Origin of the sequence: Mycoplasmoides gallisepticum (assembly GCF_900476085.1) — a bacterium.
GTDB lineage: Bacteria > Bacillota_I > Bacilli_A > Mycoplasmatales > Mycoplasmoidaceae > Mycoplasmoides > Mycoplasmoides gallisepticum.
In genome coordinates this window covers 240,430-258,477 of record NZ_LS991952.1, presented here as the reverse complement: position 1 = coordinate 258,477, position 18,048 = coordinate 240,430, and the positions used below count along the sequence as shown (strand labels likewise).

General features: G+C 32.8%; 10 protein-coding genes, 5 tRNA genes and 1 pseudogene. All 16 read right to left on the bottom strand.

Features of this window, described 5'->3' with window-relative positions; all coding sequences use genetic code 4:
• Positions 1-26 precede the first annotated feature (26 nt).
• Positions 27-2,048 (bottom strand): FIVAR domain-containing protein, encoded by a 2,022-nt coding sequence (locus D2833_RS01155; protein ID WP_117273949.1) that lies wholly within the window; start codon positions 2,046-2,048, stop codon positions 27-29.
• 323 nt (positions 2,049-2,371) lie between these two features.
• Positions 2,372-4,397: pseudogene (locus D2833_RS01150) on the bottom strand (hypothetical protein).
• A 511-nt stretch (positions 4,398-4,908) separates the two neighbouring features.
• Positions 4,909-7,164, bottom strand: a complete 2,256-nt coding sequence (locus tag D2833_RS01145; RefSeq protein ID WP_011113428.1) for a GA module-containing protein — start codon at positions 7,162-7,164, stop codon at positions 4,909-4,911.
• A gap of 317 nt (positions 7,165-7,481) precedes the next feature.
• Complete coding sequence (locus D2833_RS01140) at positions 7,482-9,407, bottom strand: FIVAR domain-containing protein (protein WP_027333207.1); 1,926 nt, start codon at positions 9,405-9,407, stop codon at positions 7,482-7,484.
• Positions 9,408-9,768: 361 nt separating this feature from the next.
• Positions 9,769-10,191: a Dps family protein gene (locus D2833_RS01135; protein WP_011113426.1), complete on the bottom strand. Its 423-nt coding sequence runs from the start codon at positions 10,189-10,191 to the stop codon at positions 9,769-9,771.
• Between the two features lie 143 nt (positions 10,192-10,334).
• The gene (locus D2833_RS01130; protein WP_011113425.1) at positions 10,335-11,729 is read right to left on the bottom strand and encodes an APC family permease; all 1,395 of its coding nucleotides are present in this window, start codon (positions 11,727-11,729) and stop codon (positions 10,335-10,337) included.
• Between the two features lie 383 nt (positions 11,730-12,112).
• A tRNA-Gly gene (locus D2833_RS01125) sits at positions 12,113-12,186 on the bottom strand.
• Positions 12,187-12,190: 4 nt separating this feature from the next.
• Positions 12,191-12,276, bottom strand: a tRNA-Leu gene (locus D2833_RS01120).
• Positions 12,277-12,285: 9 nt separating this feature from the next.
• Positions 12,286-12,360: transfer RNA gene (locus tag D2833_RS01115), tRNA-Lys, on the bottom strand.
• 5 nt (positions 12,361-12,365) lie between these two features.
• A tRNA-Gln gene (locus tag D2833_RS01110) sits at positions 12,366-12,440 on the bottom strand.
• Between the two features lie 3 nt (positions 12,441-12,443).
• Positions 12,444-12,529, bottom strand: a tRNA-Tyr gene (locus tag D2833_RS01105).
• Between the two features lie 90 nt (positions 12,530-12,619).
• Positions 12,620-13,099 (bottom strand): transcription elongation factor GreA, encoded by a 480-nt coding sequence (greA, locus tag D2833_RS01100; protein ID WP_011113424.1) that lies wholly within the window; start codon positions 13,097-13,099, stop codon positions 12,620-12,622.
• An 18-nt stretch (positions 13,100-13,117) separates the two neighbouring features.
• Complete coding sequence (locus D2833_RS01095) at positions 13,118-13,645, bottom strand: MG319/MPN454 family protein (RefSeq protein WP_027333206.1); 528 nt, start codon at positions 13,643-13,645, stop codon at positions 13,118-13,120.
• A 60-nt stretch (positions 13,646-13,705) separates the two neighbouring features.
• The gene (locus D2833_RS01090; protein WP_011113422.1) at positions 13,706-14,488 is read right to left on the bottom strand and encodes a hypothetical protein; all 783 of its coding nucleotides are present in this window, start codon (positions 14,486-14,488) and stop codon (positions 13,706-13,708) included.
• Between the two features lie 83 nt (positions 14,489-14,571).
• Positions 14,572-15,108 carry an adenine phosphoribosyltransferase gene (locus tag D2833_RS01085; protein ID WP_011113421.1) on the bottom strand — a complete coding sequence of 179 codons (537 nt, stop codon included), beginning with the start codon at positions 15,106-15,108 and terminating at the stop codon, positions 14,572-14,574.
• A 3-nt stretch (positions 15,109-15,111) separates the two neighbouring features.
• Positions 15,112-18,042, bottom strand: coding sequence for an MPN396 family protein (locus D2833_RS01080; RefSeq protein ID WP_011113420.1), 2,931 nt, complete (start codon positions 18,040-18,042; stop codon positions 15,112-15,114).
• Between the last annotated feature and the right edge of the window lie 6 nt (positions 18,043-18,048).

The window sequence follows — 18,048 nt, the reverse complement described above, 5'->3', positions numbered from 1 at the left end:
AGCGGGTTTATCTTCATGTGAAGAATTTATTTAGGCATTTCAACGGCATTTGTACTACTATCAGTATTAGAAACAGAATTTCTTAATGTAAAACTTAAATCACCTATATAAGGGGCGTTATTACTCTGTAATGTTCCACCTGCAAGAGTAATTTTATTTAGACCTTTTTTTAAGGTCAAAGTTTTCTTCATATCTTTAACAGAATTACCATTAGTGGTGCTCATCTCAAATGTATCAAAAGTACCTAAGGTAGTTCAGTTATTTTTACCTTTAACAGTAACTGTAACAGTATGATTTGAAGAGCTTTCAGTATTAGATGTAGATAATACTAAATTTCTATCATTATTAGTAAGGTATGAACCACTTATAGAATACTCACCATTCATAGGCGCATTTACATAGATTGTAAATGTTCTTCTATCACCATTTACATCAGGAGAAGTTCTTAGATTTGATAGGACGCCAGTTGATCTATTTGCATTACCACCAATCAAACCAATTAAATAAACAGGGTCAGAGGTTTGTACGCCATTACCTGTTAAATCAGTAAATTGACGAATATATGTTCTTCAACTAGCAGCAAGACTATAACCTTTTAATAGGTCAACAGTAATCGCTGTTGGATTATTTTCATTATTAAAGGTGTTGCCGAATATATCATCATAAATTTTGTTTTTATTAACTTCCGAATTAGATGAAGTTAAATACATATTTCCAATCATAGGAGCTACTTTACCTGTAGGAACACTAAATTCAATTGTGTTTGAATTGAAGTTTAGATTAGATAAAGCGACTTTAGCAATCTTAATATCGTCAACAGTTGGTGCTGACTGCATTTCAGCAGGACTAGTCATAGTTTCTTCTTCATTAGCAGCACCATCACTTGGACCAGAAGCTGGAGTTTGTACAAAGTTAATTTGTTTAGTATCACCACCATTTAACTTATATTGTAAACCAACATTATCACCAGTTTTAACTAATTTATAAGGGAAATATAAGTAAGCTGTTTTTTCAGCTCCAAAGTAACGAAAGCTTAATGTGTATTTAGCTTCAGCACCATTTAAACTATAGATTCATGAAACATCTGTTAAGGGTGCAGCTTGTTTTGTTGCATCTTCAGTTGGTGTAGTTGCTAAAGGAGTATTTTGAGAGGCCCAAACTTTTCTTTCAGCAAAGCTTCAATTAGGGCGATTATTATTTTGCGCACCATTAACATCAACACTAAAACCAACAAAACTGTAATTTCCTGGTTGCTCCTGATTATTTGCTTTATCAACTCCAGTCAAATTATTTTTAACTAAAGACTGTTTGATAAAACTGTTAGCTAAATTATCAGCATTTTGTTTTCAAGCTACTAGTCTTGAAGTTGCATTAGTAATATCTTGATTAGCTTGTGTTACACTCATAACTTCAGGAATATTTCCAGTAGTAGGCTCTAAAGTAGCTGTAACAATAGTATTGGCTTTTTCATATAAACTATTAAGATTAGTTCTGATTGCTGCATAATTTTCGTTTGCAATAGAATCTAAATTAGTTTTTTCTTCTTTTAACGTTTCTTTTAGATTGTTATATGCTTCTACTAGTGACGCGTGCTGTGCATCAAAATCAGTTTTTGCTTTAGCTGCTGCAGCAATTTCCGCTTCTAATGTTGTTCTAGCAGCATTAATATTCTGAGTAGTGGAAGCAGAATTATTAAGTACCTTTTTAGCAGTAGTATAAGCTGCTGAAAGTTTTGCACTAATTTTTGCATAATCAACGTATAATCCAACTTTTTCACTTTCGCTATTTGTTAAAGTGGTTAAAGCAGCTTTAGCGTTTGCTAATTCTTGTGCTGCAGAATCCATCATACCTTGTCCACCACCTGGATTAGTATCTCCGCCATTCATACCACCACTAGGAGGGTTTGGCATCGGATCTGGTTTTGGTTCAGGGTTTGGAGTTGGGTTAGGTGTTGGTGTAGTTGCTGAAGTACAGCTTGCAGCTGCCAACATCACAAATGAACCAATACCTAATAAACTAACAAACTTTAAAATGTTTTTTCTTTTCACTTAAAGTTGAATCGATGAATTTGTATGAAAAATACATACTCATCAAGTAAGGAATATATAAAGTTCAATTAAGTAATAAATCGGGTTTATTTTCGCTGATCAAACCAACCCCAGACCACAGAACTCCTAAGAACTTCTTCTTCTTCTTCTTCTTCTTCTTCTTCTTCTTCTTCGGAAAACAAAAGGTTTTGTTGATATTTATATTAAAACCAAATATACAATTGCATCTTTTTGATTAATAAAAAAACCAGAACCGTTTTATCGGTTCTGGTACTAATAATTTTATATAACTAACTTAGCGCTTATTTATAATTTTTCAACAGTTATTTCTTAGCATCCATCATTGCAGGACTCATTAAAGTGAATGTTAGGTTACCAATATATGGAGCACCCGGATTTTCACCCTTCATCATTACTGAAGTTATAACAACCTTGTTTAAACCTTTATTTAATTTTATTGTCTTTGATTCGTTTGTCTGACCACTACTAGAAGAACCACTTGTTTCAATGTCGTCATTATTCGCTGTATTAAAAGTACCTAGCGTATTTCAATTATTTTTTCCTTTAACAGTATATGTTATTGAATTATTTGCAGTAGCAGTTGTTGTGAATTTTAAGTTTCTATTATTTGATGTAAGATATGAACCTTCAATATAATATTGACCATCTTTAGGAGCATTTACATAGATCGTTAGAGTTCTACTAGATGTTTGAACAGAAGGACTAGCAACTTTATTATCAGCAGTAACAGAAGAATTTAGATTATTACGATTCCCACGACCACCAATATATCCAACTAAATAAGTCGGGTTGCTTTCATTCATTCGGTTAGAACTTGAAAATTGATAAAAATATGTTGAGTGGTCAGCTGCTAGACTATAACCCTTTAATAAGTTAACAGTGACAGAAGTTGGTTCATCTTGTTTATCTAAAGTATTGCTAAAAACATCATTGTATACTAAATTATCATTTTTATCAGTTGAACTAATATACATATTACCTATCATTGGAGCTACTTTATCTTGACCTGTTGGCACGCTGAATTCAATGGTGTTTTGACCAAATTTTAATTCAGATAACATAATTTTAGCTACTTTGATCTGATCAACGCTTGGCGCTGAGTTAACTGCACTTGTAGAAACATCACTTGTAGAAGAAGCTTTCTCTGCTTTTACTTGAGATTCAGGACTACTATCATCAGCTGTTGTAGCCATCTCAGAACCATCAGCATCACCAGCACTTTCTAGAGATGGAATTATTGCTGAGTTATTAAAATCGATAGATATCGGACTAGCACCATTTAACTTATATTGTAATGCAACATTATCACTTGATTTAACTGACTTGTATGGAAAATATAAGTATCCTGTAGTTGTGCCATAATTAGCAAAAGTAAAACTATATTTAGTTTCATTTCCAGCTAAACTATAAATTCATGATACTTCTGTTAAATCGCCTTGATTTTCTAATGGCTCATAAGTACTGCCACTACCCATTTTTGGTTTTCAAACAATTCTTTTAGCAAAATTATATTTATGACCAGTTATATCTTTGCTGTATCCTACAAAACTGTAATTTGCAGGTTGTTGTAATTCCGCATTACTTGTTAATTGTTGTTTATCTAAGGTTTTCTTTAAAAAACTATCAGATAATATGTTTGCATTATTTTTTCATTGTTCAATATTATTATTTGCATTTGTAATAAAATTGTTTACTACTTTTACAGCATCAACTTTAGGAATCTCCCCTGATGCAGGATATAGCGTAGCTGTTAAAATATTCTTAGCTTTACCATAATAAGTAGTAAGGTTATCTTTTATGGCTGTATAATTTGCATCAGACAAACCTTACTAAATTAGTAGTTTCTGATTTAACAGCATCTTTTAACGATGTATATGCACTAACTAAATCAGCATTTTGGTTATTAAAATCATTTTTATCACTAGCAGCTTTATCAATAGCCGTTTGTAAAGTTGATGTAGCACTTTTAACTTGTTCTAAAGCGGCGCTTGTATTATCTGATGTAGATTTAGCAGTTGTGTATGCAGCTGTTAAGTCGTTTTTGATTTTAGCATAATCAGAATACATCTCAACATTTGCGTTCTTGCTAGCTAACAAACTAGTTAAAGCAGTTCTAGCAGCAGTTAATTCTTGAGCTGCAGAATCCATCATACCTTGTCCGCCACCTGGATTAGTATTTCCACCATTCATGCCACCACTAGGAGGATTTGGTTTTGGTTCAGGGTTAGGTGTTGGTGTAGTAGCTGAAGTACAACTAGCTGCAGCCAACATCACAAATGAACCGATACCTAATAAACTAACAAACTTTAAAATGTTTTTTCTTTTCACTTAAAGTTAAATTGATGAACTTAGATAAAAAGATATTCATCAAGAAAGAATATATAAAGTTCAGTAAGTAATAAATCGGCATAATTGTCGCCCATAAATACGGCCTTAAAACTTCTAAGAACTTCTTCTTCTTCTTCTTCTTCTTCTTCGATGTTTAAAGATTTTTAGCCATTTTATATAGTGAATACAACAACTAAATTGCTTACTTAAACAGAACAAAAAAAACACCAGAACCGCTTTAACGATTCTGGACTAATAATTTTATGTAACTAACTTAGCGCTTATATATTATTTTTGCAGTTGCAGAACTAGGCTCAACTTGTTCACTAGTCGTTTGATTGCTTTCTAGAGGTTGTTGAGTGAGTTTCTCCATTTTCACTTGAATCTCTACTTCCTTCTTTATTACAGTATTAGAGCTTTGACTTTAATCATCTTTTGTTCCATAATCTGTTGTTTTAATAGTTGAATTACCATCTGTTTTGGTTGTGCCAGTTATTGGTGAGCTTTGAGCTTATTGTGTTGTTCCTGTTCCTAAACCTGTTTGAGCTGGTGCAGAAGCTGGGGTTGCAGTAAATGTAGTTAAAGGCTTAACAAATTTTGTTAATGGAATTCTAATTAGGAACGTATTTAATCACTTGTTATCACCTACACCGTTAACTGCAAAATATACTGCTTTTGTATCTCCTTGGATTTGCTGTAAGAATACTTTTTCATTGTATAGTAAATCGTTTAAATTTCCTATTCTAAGTTGTTTGTCGTTTTGAACGCTAGCTATAGCAACTCCGTTTTTATCTGTTACAAGTTGAGCTCTAAATTTATGGTCAAATTTATTAACATAGTTTATAACTGTGCTAAGAAATTCTCTTGGTATTCGATTATTATCGACTAATAGTTCTTTGAATTTATCATTAAAGGTTCCTTCAACATTTGAAGTACCATTAATTGAAGTATTTTCTTTTCCGCCTACTGTTGGTAGATCTGCATCTAACTCAATATTTGGCCCGGTGTAGTTAAGATATACATTAACCTTTTTTATAACCTCATCATCATTTGGTTTCATTGTATTATTTGGCGCTGCTGAAGATGAAGCTCCTTGTGTAGGAAGCTGGATTGTGCTTTCATCATCACGGTTATATAAAACTCTAACCACAAGACTTATCTCTTGAGCTGAAGCGTCTTGTCCTTCAGCTAAAGTGTAGCCTTCTTTTGCTGCAACTGTAAATGTTACAGTTGGAGTTTTAATATTATCACTACTAAAGCTAGCTTCTTTGAAAGTAAGCTTTACGTTTTTAAATCTTTCTGCTCCAAGCTTTTTAGTTAGTTGATCAGATAAACCTTCTCAGTTTGCTGCGTGACCAAATCAAGCTTTAATTTTATTTTGGTTGTCTGAATTATTTGCATTTGTTCAACTTGAATCAAAATTATCTAGCACAATTTTAGGCATAAACCCGTCTCAATATAGTGTACGACCCTCAACTAGTTTGTAGTATGCTGTCTTATTAGTTGTAGTATCACCATTTAACTTATCGGTTTCAGCTTTTAAGCTGTCATTTAATGATTTTAGATAAGAAACTGTTGATGCTAAATCAGCCATTGGAGCTGGTGCAGGAGTTCTTTGTGCTTCTCTTGATGCTGCGCCATCTGGTGAAGCAGCTTCACCATTTGCAACTCTAACTGAAGCTGATTCAGCTGCTGCAGGTTCTGTTGGTGTTGGTGCAGCTGCTTGAGCTGGAGCCATTACGAAGTTTTGTAGTACAAATTCTGATTTTTCTCTAGCTTTGGTTCAAGCTCTAGGGTTTGGTAAAGCACCATCTGTTGGAGCAGGAACCATAATTGATTCAGCTGTTCATTGGAATGCTGGAAATACTGATGAAGCTTTTAGTAAAGCTGCATCGAATGCTTCTTTATTGTCAGCATCGTAGTATTTTTGTGGATAATCCACTTGCATTGCAAGGCCTTTAGAAACTAGATCTTGAAGTGATGTTAGAGAAGCTTTTAATGATTTTAATTCTGAATCTAATTTATCAGCTTTACTTTGATCATTTTTAGGTAAATCATTTGCTTGTTTTTGAAGCTCAGCAAGAAACGCTTCATTTACAAGAGGTCTTAATTCTGAAGCTGTTTTAACAGCGCTAGCTTTAGTTTTAGCAAAAGTAAGCTCTGGTTTAACTGCTGCAACTGCTGCATCAAGATCTGTTTTTGAAGATTCTAATGAAGCTTTTGTTGTGTCTAAATTACTTGAAGCATCTAGATTTTTAAGTTTTGAATCTTCTGTTAGAAAACCAACTGCTGTTTTGTATTTTTCTTCTAAAGTAGTTTTAAGAGTTGGGTCAAAACTATTGTATTGTGCATCTTCTTTAACTGCTTTAGCAGCAGTAACCGATTCGCTTAATGCTTTTACAGTTGAAACAAGAGTTTCTGCTTTAGTTTTTAAATCTCTGGCTGCAGGTCCTGTTGTAGTTGCATCAACTTGTCTTTTTAATGCTTCTTTAACTGAATCTGATAATTCCGCCGAAGCATCGATAACAGCTTTAGCTTCTGTTTTAGCAGCTGCTAATTGTTGTGCAGCATTGTCCGTTCCTCCGCCATTCCCTGGATTAGTATTTCCACCATTCATACCACCACTAGGAGGGTTTGGCATTGGATCTGGTTTTGGTTCAGGGTTTCGAGTTGGTGTAGTTGCTGAAGTACAGCTTGCAGCTGCCAACATTACAAACGAACCAATACCTAATAAACTAACAAACTTTAAAATGTTTTTTCTTTTCACTTAAAGTCGATCTGATAAATTTTTAAAAAATTAAAAAATTCACCAATTAAGAATATATAAAGTTCAGTAAGTAATAAATCCGCTTAATTTTCGCAGATCACAGGATTCCCAAACCCCAGAACTCCTAAGAACTTCTTCTTCTTCGAAAATAAAAAGTTTTAATAATTTTTATAACAAATTCAGAGAAATGTTTTTTAAAAAAATTCCCAATATAAAAAAACATCAAAATTCGAATTGATTTTGATGTTAAATGACAAGCAAAATAACTTATATAAAATACCTAACTAACTGAACTTGATTACATATATTTTCTATTACTAAGATGGATTTGAAACATTAGTAGTTTCAGGTTGGGTTTCATTAAGAATAAATTCTAAATATCCAAAATTTGGAGCATTACCCATATTTTCAGTAGCTCCACTAACTACTATTTTATTTAATCCTTCTACTAGAGTTAATGTCTTTCTACCAGTAGAATCAGTTGTAACTTGGGTAGGTCCTTTTGTTGCAGAGGTATCAAAGGTTCTTAATGTAATAGTAGAATAATTACCTGTAGACAATTGTTTTACAGTTACATTATTATTAGAAGACATATCTCCGGTACTGAATTTAAGATCTCTACTAATCCCTGAAGTGAACACTCCTTTAATATAATAAGCACCTGCTTTTGGAGCATTTACATAAAAGGTGTAGGTACGACTATTTTGATTCGTTACTGATGATGGCAATTTCTGAACGTTTTCTGTAATAGAATAAATTCTACGTTCACTTGTTCCACCAACAAAACCAATTAAATAATACTTTTCATCTGCTTTATTTTCATTATTTAATGTTAAACCTGCACCACTGTATTCAGCAATATATGTTGATCAATCAGCTGCCAAACCATAACCTTTTAATAGATTAACACTAACAACTGTTGAGTTTGATTCATTACTTTCTGTATTTCCAAAAATCTGATTATAAATAGTTCTTTCACTATTTGCATTAGAAGTGAAATACATATTACCAATCATTGGAGCTACTTTAGTAGCTGGAACACTTAATTCAATAGTGTTCTCACCAAAAGCTAAACCAGGAATCATAACCTTGGCTATATTAATACTATCAACTGTTGCAGCAGGACCACTTGCATTTGCTTGAGTACCAAAAGTAATAGGTGTTGGTTGAGCTGCAGTATTTAATTTGTATTGTAAGCCAAGATTATTACTATCTGCTTGTTTAATTAACTTATAAGGGAAATATAGATAACCAGTTTCTGGTCCATAATAAGTGAATTTTAATGTGTATTTAGCATTTGTTCCAGTTAAACTATAGATTCATGATACATCTGTTAAAGGTTTTGTAGCAGTAGCTTCTGGGTTTGATGCTCCTTCTGGTTGAGTGGCTTGAACTGAATCAGCAGATTGATTAGGAAGTCTTGTAGTTGAACCTGTGTCACTACCATTTGTTCAAACCGTTCTTTGAGCAAAGCTTCAATTAGCATTATCTAAACCAACACTATAACCTACAAAACTATAGTTGCTAGGCATCGTGTTTTTGCTCTGAACATCAGTTAATTTTGTGCTATCTAATTTATAAAATTGATAGCTATTGAACATATCTGCATTAGTCTTGAATGGTTTAAGTGTTTCTGGATTAGTTTCTGTTGAAATACTGTTGCTAGCTTGTGCAATTGATTTAGGAGTAGGAGCAGAACCACTAATTGGATCTAGACTAGCACTAAGAATTTTTTCAGCTGCTTGATATGAAGCATTAACTTTTTTTAAGATTGCACTATATTGAGGATTACTTAATCCTAATGAACTTACAGTAGCTGATTTTTGGCTTACAGTAGTTTTTAAATTTCTGTAAGCCATTAATAGCTCGTTATGTGATTGATCAAAATTCTTTTTATCAGTAGCTGCTTTATCAATTGCTGTTTGTAAGTTTGATGTAGCAGATTTAACTTGTTCTAGAGTTGCTGATGAATTTTGAGAAGTTTGTTCAGCTGTTGTATATGCAGACTTTAAAGCGTTTTGAATTTTTGCATAATCTGCATACATTTCAACGTTGGTGTTTTTGCTATTTAATAAACTTGTTAAAGACGCTCTTGCAGCTGTTAACTCTCTAGCAGCAGCTTCATCACCAGGATTTGGGTTTGGTGTTGGTGTTGGTGTTGAAGTACAACTAGCTGCTGCCAACATCACAAACGAACTAATACCTAATAAACTAACAAACTTTAAAATATTTTTTCTTCTCACTTAAAGTTAAATTAATGAATTTGCACGTACCCAAATTCATTAAGAAAGAATATATAAAGTTCAATTAAGGAATAAATCGCGTTTATTTTCGCCGATCAAACCAACCCCAAACCTCAGAACTCCTAAGAACTTCTTCTTTTATTTTTCTTTTTCTTTTTTTCTTTGAAAAACAAAGGGTTTGAGCAATATTTTTTGCTAATTCAAAATCCAAGATCTACTTCGAAAACAAAATGCTCAAACCCCTTAAATATCAAAAAAAGCCTAATTAATCTTAAGCGCACTAACCCGTCGCTATAATCAAAACTATTCTCACAAACAGATAAAAAAATCTTGTTATTCCCTAACAAGATTTTGATTTTTTTTATGCTAATGATTTGGTCACTTTTCACAACCACATATCTAAGAACAAGATAATTTCATCTAAGATTGGTTGAACACGATAAGAGATCTTTTGCATCTTACCAATAAATTCTAAGATCGTTTTAAGATCTTTTTGTAACACCTTAAACAGTTCTTTAGATGAAATTGGCTTAGCGCTTTCTTCTTTAAGTAGAGAGTTTTTCAAAGCTTCTTTGTAACTGCCATAAGCAGTATTTTCTAGCATTACGATCTTTTCTGCAACTAAATCGACTTTATCAGCAGCTTCTTCGTAAAGTTTACCTAACTCTTCGTGAACTGGAAAGAAATCATCACCTTTGATATTTCAGTGAAAGTTTCTTACTTTAGTTTCCAATACAAACAATGAAGCTTGTAGAGTTAATAAATCTTTTACATTCTCTTGCATATTATTTTCCCTTTTTAGGATGGTATAATTTTATCACAAAATTAACTAGCACCAACCCCACTACAACGGTCATATTACAAGCTTAACTTTAAGAAAAAATAAAGGTACTAAACCGTACCTTTATTTTCATTTAATTGTTGGTTTTATTGGTTAATTACAACCTTCTCATCTTCTTGTGGTTCTTCGATTTTTGCCTCTAAATTAATCTTGTTTTTGTGCTTAGCAATAAAGAAGTAAATTAAGAAGACAAGAAAGAAGATGGCATAAGTAACGATTGTAATTGTGTTTTCAACTGTTCAACTTTGACCCACTAAGAATGGGAATAAGTAGATTAATGATGGCACTAGAATAAATAATACAGCCAGACCATAGAATAATAGTTCTCACCATCTAATGTTGGTTATCTTTTTTTGTTTAACCAAAACAAAGATCGTAATGAATGATAGGACGTATTGTAATAAGAAAGCAATCGTACCCATATTAATTACGTTTCTAAAGAAATTGGTATTGAGCTTTAAGAACATCGGCAACAACGTAAAGATAAACATCGACACGATAATTAACACCGCATTAGTAATAATCGCATTACGGTGTTGGTTAAAGCGGTTAGTTCTAGTTAAAAAGCTTGGTAAAAACCCGATCTGAGCTGCTGATACTAATACTTTTGGATTAGCTAAAGTACTAGTCATCGTACTTGAGATATTATAAAATAGTAAGTAGATTGAAAAGATTACTAAACCAGTTGTTCCTAGTACTGTTTTATAAACTTGAATAAACCCATCACTAATTAAATTTAGGTTTAAATTTAAGAATAAGATATAAGCTATCGTATAAAAACCAATGATCGTTACGATCGCAATAATTAAAGCTTTAGAGAACTTATTAAATTGTACGTTGTTAGCAATATTAGGTGTTGTTTCCACCCCACCAAAAGCAAACATAAACGTGATGATCGTTGAGAAAATTAAATAAGCATTAACATCTTTAACATTCTTAAAGTTCTCAACAAGATTAGAAGCATTTCTAGCTACTAAGATAACCAAACCAATGATCCCGATCCCTAGAGAGATTCATTTAATAATTGCTGTGGCAAAGATAAATCATTTTGATACTCTTACTCGTAAAACAACAAGTAAAACTAAACTGATATAAAAAACAATTGAAACTCCCCGAACGATCCAAAGTGTTGTTTCATTAGCAGTTAGTACTTCTGCAATTCTAACTAAGAATAAAGGTCCAGTCGCTGCAAACAATGGCACTTGAACATATTGGTTAAAACCTGTAAAACAGGTTAAAAACTTGTAATTAGTTTTTTTAGCATAAGAGATTGATCCACCTGTTTCATTTGGAAATGCGCTGATCAATCTTGAAAAAGCAAACGCAGTTGCTGTCGCAATAAATGAAGTTAAAAATAAGATCAGAATCGCTCAGTAGCCAATATTAACAATATCAACGATTGTGGCAATAAAACCAAAGCCAACAACGTAATTAATTGTTAGTAAGGCAAACGTCCGATCATTAAATGTTTTTTTAGTCATAAAAGCATTGTATTAAAAAAACGAAAAAAGCGGGAAAATCTACACGCACTATTTTTAACAAGTAATTAATCATAGATTAATTAAGTTAACTAAAATGTCAAACCTTAAGTAGGTTTGACAGATTTTTGACTGAAACAATCTAGACCTAAAATAATCAAAACATTAGGTTAAAACATCTAACAACCTACGCGATTAAAATAATAAACTTACTCAAAATTTGAGTTTATTTATTCAAGCTTTTTTAACCAAAAATCAAGAATAAATAAACTGAAATTTATCTAATATAAAGAAAAGACAGCACATAATCTTAGTGCTGGCTCTTGAATTTTAGGAATATGAATTATTGAATCGTTTTAAAAGATAATCATAAAATGATTCAATAATGGAGCGGGTGATGGGAATCGAACCCACATTAACAGCTTGGAAGGCTGCAGTTCTACCATTGAACTACACCCGCTTAATGGTGCCCAAAGCCGGACTTGAACCGGCACGGTATCGCTACCCCAGGATTTTAAGTCCTGTACGTCTACCATTCCGTCACTTGGGCGATAAAAAATGGTGACCCACCCGGGGATCGAACCCGGGACCCTTTGATTAAAAGTCAAATGCTCTACCGCTGAGCTAGTGAGTCATAAATGGCTGGAATGGATGGGATCGAACCATCGCATGATAGAGTCAAAGTCTATTGCCTTTCCGCTTGGCTACATTCCAATATGGTGGGCAGGGACGGATTCGAACCGCCGAAACCAAAAGGTGTCTGATTTACAGTCAGAAGCGTTTAGCCACTTCGCTACCTACCCATTATTACCCATAAAATTATAACATAAAAATTGTGAAATCTATGATTAGAACTTTATGGATCTGTTGGTTTTTTATCTTAATAAATGAATCTAAAGCACGATCTTTTTAATCGTTACTTTATAAGGGTGTTCAATCCCGATCACTTCAGCCGATTCACCTTCTTTTTTATCCATGATCGCTTTAGCTACAGGTGATTCGTGTGAGATCTTATTTTCAGCTGGATCACTTTCAATGGGACCAACAATCTCATACGTATAATTACATTCATCTGAATGATCGTGGATCGTTACTTTAGCACCAACGATTACTCGTTTGTTTTTCGTATCAACTTCTTTGATGATCTCATAGTGATTTAAGATATCTTGAATCTCAGTAATCCGACTTTCGATCTCACTTTGAGTTGCTTTAGCTGAATCATAATCAGCATTTTCAGATAAGTCACCTTGCTCACGTGCTTCTTGAATTAATTTAATTACATCTGCACGTTTAACATCAACTAAAAGTCTTAGTTCTGCTTGCAATTTCTTTAACCCTTCTTGGGTTAATAAGTGTTTTTTTGTTTTTGCCATAAACTATTATATTCGTAATTAAGTATTAGGATTAACTTCTTGTCGTTGAGCTTGAACTGCTTTTTTTGCTTTTAATTTTTGTGCTCTTTGATTTCTTTTAACAATTGAACGCACAATCGCTCTTACGATCGCATAGATGATTAAGCTAACAAATAATGAGCTTACAAAACTAATGCCTAACGGAATGAAATAACCAAAAAAGCCAGCTTTTAATTGGTTATTATCAGTCCCTAGAAAGCTATCAGCATTATATAAAACCGGGATGAAGTTTTTAATCTTACCAAACGGGCTTTCTGGGTCAGGTAACATCGTTGCAAATTCGCGATAACTAGCCCTACCCCATTCATAAGTCCCATCACGCTTAAATCAGGTTAGTGCTTGGTTAGAAAAGAAATTTTCATACAACTTAACTGGGTTAAATTCTTTGTCGTATCACAATAAGCTAAAGAATAAGTAAATGAAGCCAAATAGTAATACTAAAAAGAATACAAAGAAAGCTAAACTCACTAAAAATCTTTTTAGAATCGGTGGTTTGTGATTACTCATAAGTTAATCAATATTCTTATAAATTATATTATCTCGGATTAATTAATGAACGATAATTTTCTATCTGCGATAGCTCATAATTCTTAAGATATCAATGAATAAGATGAATAATCTAAAGAATAAGATGAATGAAGTGTAAGCAATGAAATTATTAATTAACTGTTCATTATCACTTAATTGGATTGATTCAGCCACTTTTCTTGTCATAAATGATGACAAGATTAGTGATAGCACTGAGAAGACTAAACTAAAGATTGTGATTAATAAGAAATAAAGACTAAACACACCTTCATTAATCCCAAAGATGAATACGATATTTACCACTAAGATAATGATCGTACTAACAATAAATAGAACAAATAAGAATTTAGCTAATCTAAATCCAACTTTATTACTCATCTTATAACCTAATAATGAAGTAACAATATAAACTAAACCAACGATTAATAACGCGGTATTAATTTGGGTTAGATCAATTCCTTCTAGCTCTCTGATATTATAATTGTCAACTGATAATAAGACCCCGCTTAAACCAAAGGTAAGAAAGACTCAAGAAAAGAGATAGATACTAACTAATGTCCTCATCGAACGATAAACGTTCAGTCAGAACGATGAGATAATCACGATTAAAAACCCAACTGTTAAGCTCACACTTGAAGCGATTAAAAAACCAAGTGAGTTAGTTAATCCGGTTCGTTGGGCGATCGTGGTAATGATTAGTGCAGCAAAAAAAGATAATAAGAAAGCGATCCCAGCATACAGGTGGGATTTTAAAAACGCTTTCTTAACAAAGCTAACTTCTTGTTGTAAGAAGGAGTTGGGAATGAACTGTCGATTTAACATATTTTGTCTTTAATAACTATTTTTTCATTATATCAGATTATTTATTCCAATAGTTTTAGATCAGCTTAGCATGATAAGTTAATCTAGTATTCTAAGATGTAATCAATTGGTTTAGTTTGATCTAATTTATCGATCCCACCAAGATCTTTTAAACGGATTAAAAAACTGTATGAAACCACTTCAGATTTAGCTTGTTTCACCAGTCTTGAGATTGCATCAACTGTTCCAGCAGTTGCTAATAAATCATCAACGATCATCACCTTTGAATTAGGTTTAATCGCATCCTGGTGGATCTCAATAACGTTATTCTTACCATACTCAAGATCATAAGAAGCACTAAAAGTTGCTCGGGGAAGTTTGTTTTGTTTTCTTACTAAAACAAACGGTAATTTAAGTTTGTTGGCTAATGGCACACCAAATAAGAAACCACGTGATTCTGGTGAAGCAATCATATCAGCATTTGATTTCTTAGCCACTTCAGCCATCACACTAATCACCTGATCAAATAGTTTGGGATCTAATAAGATCGGGGTGATATCATAAAACAAGATTCCGGGTTTGGGGAAATCCTTAACGGTGATAATTGTTTTTTTTAATTGGGCAATAAGTTCTGTTTTCATATCTTAATTATCGGCTTTAAGTTCTTGATAAACGATTCTAATTGCACGTTTGTGCAAGTTGATTCCTTCAACTAGTTGTTCATCGATCAGATCAAGATTCTTTTCTTCTTGTTTGGTTTTTAATGAAATTTTTGATCAATAAATTGAGTTCGTATTTGATTTTTTAATCATCAATAACCCAATTAAAGGGTTAAGTAAGAAGATCGCATTAATATTAATTAATGAAACATTAAATAAACTAAATACACCAAAGTAAACTAATTGTTGGTTAAACTCATCATTTAAATTAAGTCCCCCACCACCATAGTTTAAACCGTAGAAGATGAAATAAACAGCCGTTGAGATGATCGTTGAATATAAGTATAGATCAATTGTTGCTACTGCTGTATTATTAACGATCTTTTTCACAGATTGTGGTTGGTAGATCTCTTGGAGATTAAAATAACTATATAAATTAGTTGTGACAAAGACAAAGTTGGCTAACGAATAGATATAACTAAATAAGCTAATTAATAAGAATAGATAACCAAACTCACTACTTACGATATTTCTAGATAAGAATAACACACCTAAGATAATTCCAAAATTAACTAATCCATAAAAGAGATAACCAATAATCACGATTCATTGATATCTTAATAAGAAGTAAGCTAAACCAATTAGGGTTGTTGATCCTAAAGCGATCAAAATCGTGTTTAGTGAATCATATAAACTATCGCTATTAATAAAGAATGAACGGTTAATAAAGTTAGATAAAGCAAAACCACCCAAGATGATCAGACCAACAAAAAGTAATAAAGCAACTAACGAACGTTTGTCCATAATCTGATACTTGTAGTTCTTACTAAAGGTCTTATCAACTTGTTCATCAATCGTGATTACTAAATCATTAAATGCCATCGCATCTTTTGATAAGTTCCCTGAGATTGATTCTAGGTTTTTATAAGTGTGTTTGTACAAGTAGAATTTTGGTGAGAAATTATTAATCGAATTAAAGATCTTGACTAATAAGACGCTTAACCCGTAGTTAATAAAGAACCCGATCAGACTTGAGATGATCAATAAGATCCCAATTGATTGCGACTCATATTTAGAGATAAACGACATGAATAACCCGATAACTAATAAGATCAGATAAAGATCGACTGCTTTTAAAAAGGTCTTGTTGTGGGTTAATCTTCACGACTCAAGCAAGGAGATCTTATTACTAACGTTGCGCTTGAAATTGAGATTGATAAATAACTGCACCAAGAAGTTAAAGATGATCACCCCAATTAAACCAATGAAACTAAATAGATCAACAAACGCGTTAAATCTTGAATAGATCAAGAAGGTGATCACAGCTGATAAGATCAAACCAAAGATCCCAAAGAACCCTTGAACCTTAAAGCCAACAATCATGATTAATGATAAGAATAAAAGGATGATCCCAACCGCTAAGAACCCTGATTGGTATTGGCTTAGATTAATAAATGTTTTATTAACTAATGGTTGATTAATTGTTGAACTGTTATCAACAACATAAAAGGTATTATTAGGACTACTTTCTCTGATTAGAGTGGCCAAACTATTAGCTTGGTTATAATCAAAGTTCATATAAGTAGCCGAACTATTTAGTCTTTGAGTTAAACTCAAGACTGCATCACCATTATTATTAATCGTGATATTAGTTGGGAATAAACTATTTAGTAGTTGTGATTCTGAACCATCAACTTTAGTGGTTCTTAGTTCATATAAGATGAACGGTGAAAACAACCCACTAAAATCAGTTGGCGTTGAACTTCTTGGGTTTCTTGAACCTTGTGGGGTTGTGATCTCTTCTGGTTTATCTTTAGCATCAGCAGCTGCAGCCACATATGCTTTAGGTTCAGCATAAATATAATAAAGGTCGTTTAGTTGGATATCTTGAGCTGACTTGAATGGCGCAACTAAATTTTTAACATTAGCACTAGGCTCATATCCCCCAGTAGCATGTAAGAAGTTTCATAATGCTTGTTCAGTATTATTTAGTGCAAACCACTGGTTTGAGTTTTGCACAACATTAAAGATATTACGAACATAATTCAGCGCACCTAACTTATCATTTCATAAGACTAGGTTTCGATTTCCCAAAACATCGGTTGTGTTATTTGAAACGAACAATCGGTTTCTAATATCTTCAACACTACCTTGCCCGTTTGAAGTGAAATAATCTGAACTTTTGGGAATCAGATTAACAAAGTAATCTAAAACTTGATTACTGTTATCTGAATTTGAAGAAAACTTTTGGTTGTTTTTTAACTTAACTTCAAAACTTAATCCAGAGTTAGTACTACTTGCACTTGGTTGGATCACTCTGATCGAATCTTTGATGATCTCATTATTGTCTAATAAAACATAACCATCAGTAGTTTCAAGGGTTAAGTTGTACTGATTATTAAGTGTAGTTTGGATCGTTCTTTTTAGTCGTTCATCAAAGATTCTTTCGCGTTCATTTGGAGTTTTTTCTAGTGTTTTATTCACTGAAATCACCAACGCTGGTAAGGTATTATTACTATTTAATCAAGAACGATCAACTTGGTTGTTTGCTGGTAAGGGGATATTATCGTTGAAAGCAACATTGATTTCAGAAAACCCTAATGCAAACAGTTTTTGACTATAACTATTAGCTAAATTAGTTCAAGCTTGTTGGGGAATTAATTCTGTTTGTTCAGCATTTCTTGGCTGACTAAAATCAAACGTTTGGTTAAGTTGAACCCCATTATTTTGATTTTCGTCAGTTTTCAACTCATATGGTGAAAAATAGATCGTGGTATTAATATCACCATTATAAAAACGACCCTTTGGGGTTAGTTCGGCAGTTTTTATACTACCAAAGGTGATCCCAACGATCGACAAGACCAAGAGAACAGAGATAATAAAGCTTTTTAAGAGATAGTCAAAACTTACTTTCATAACTAA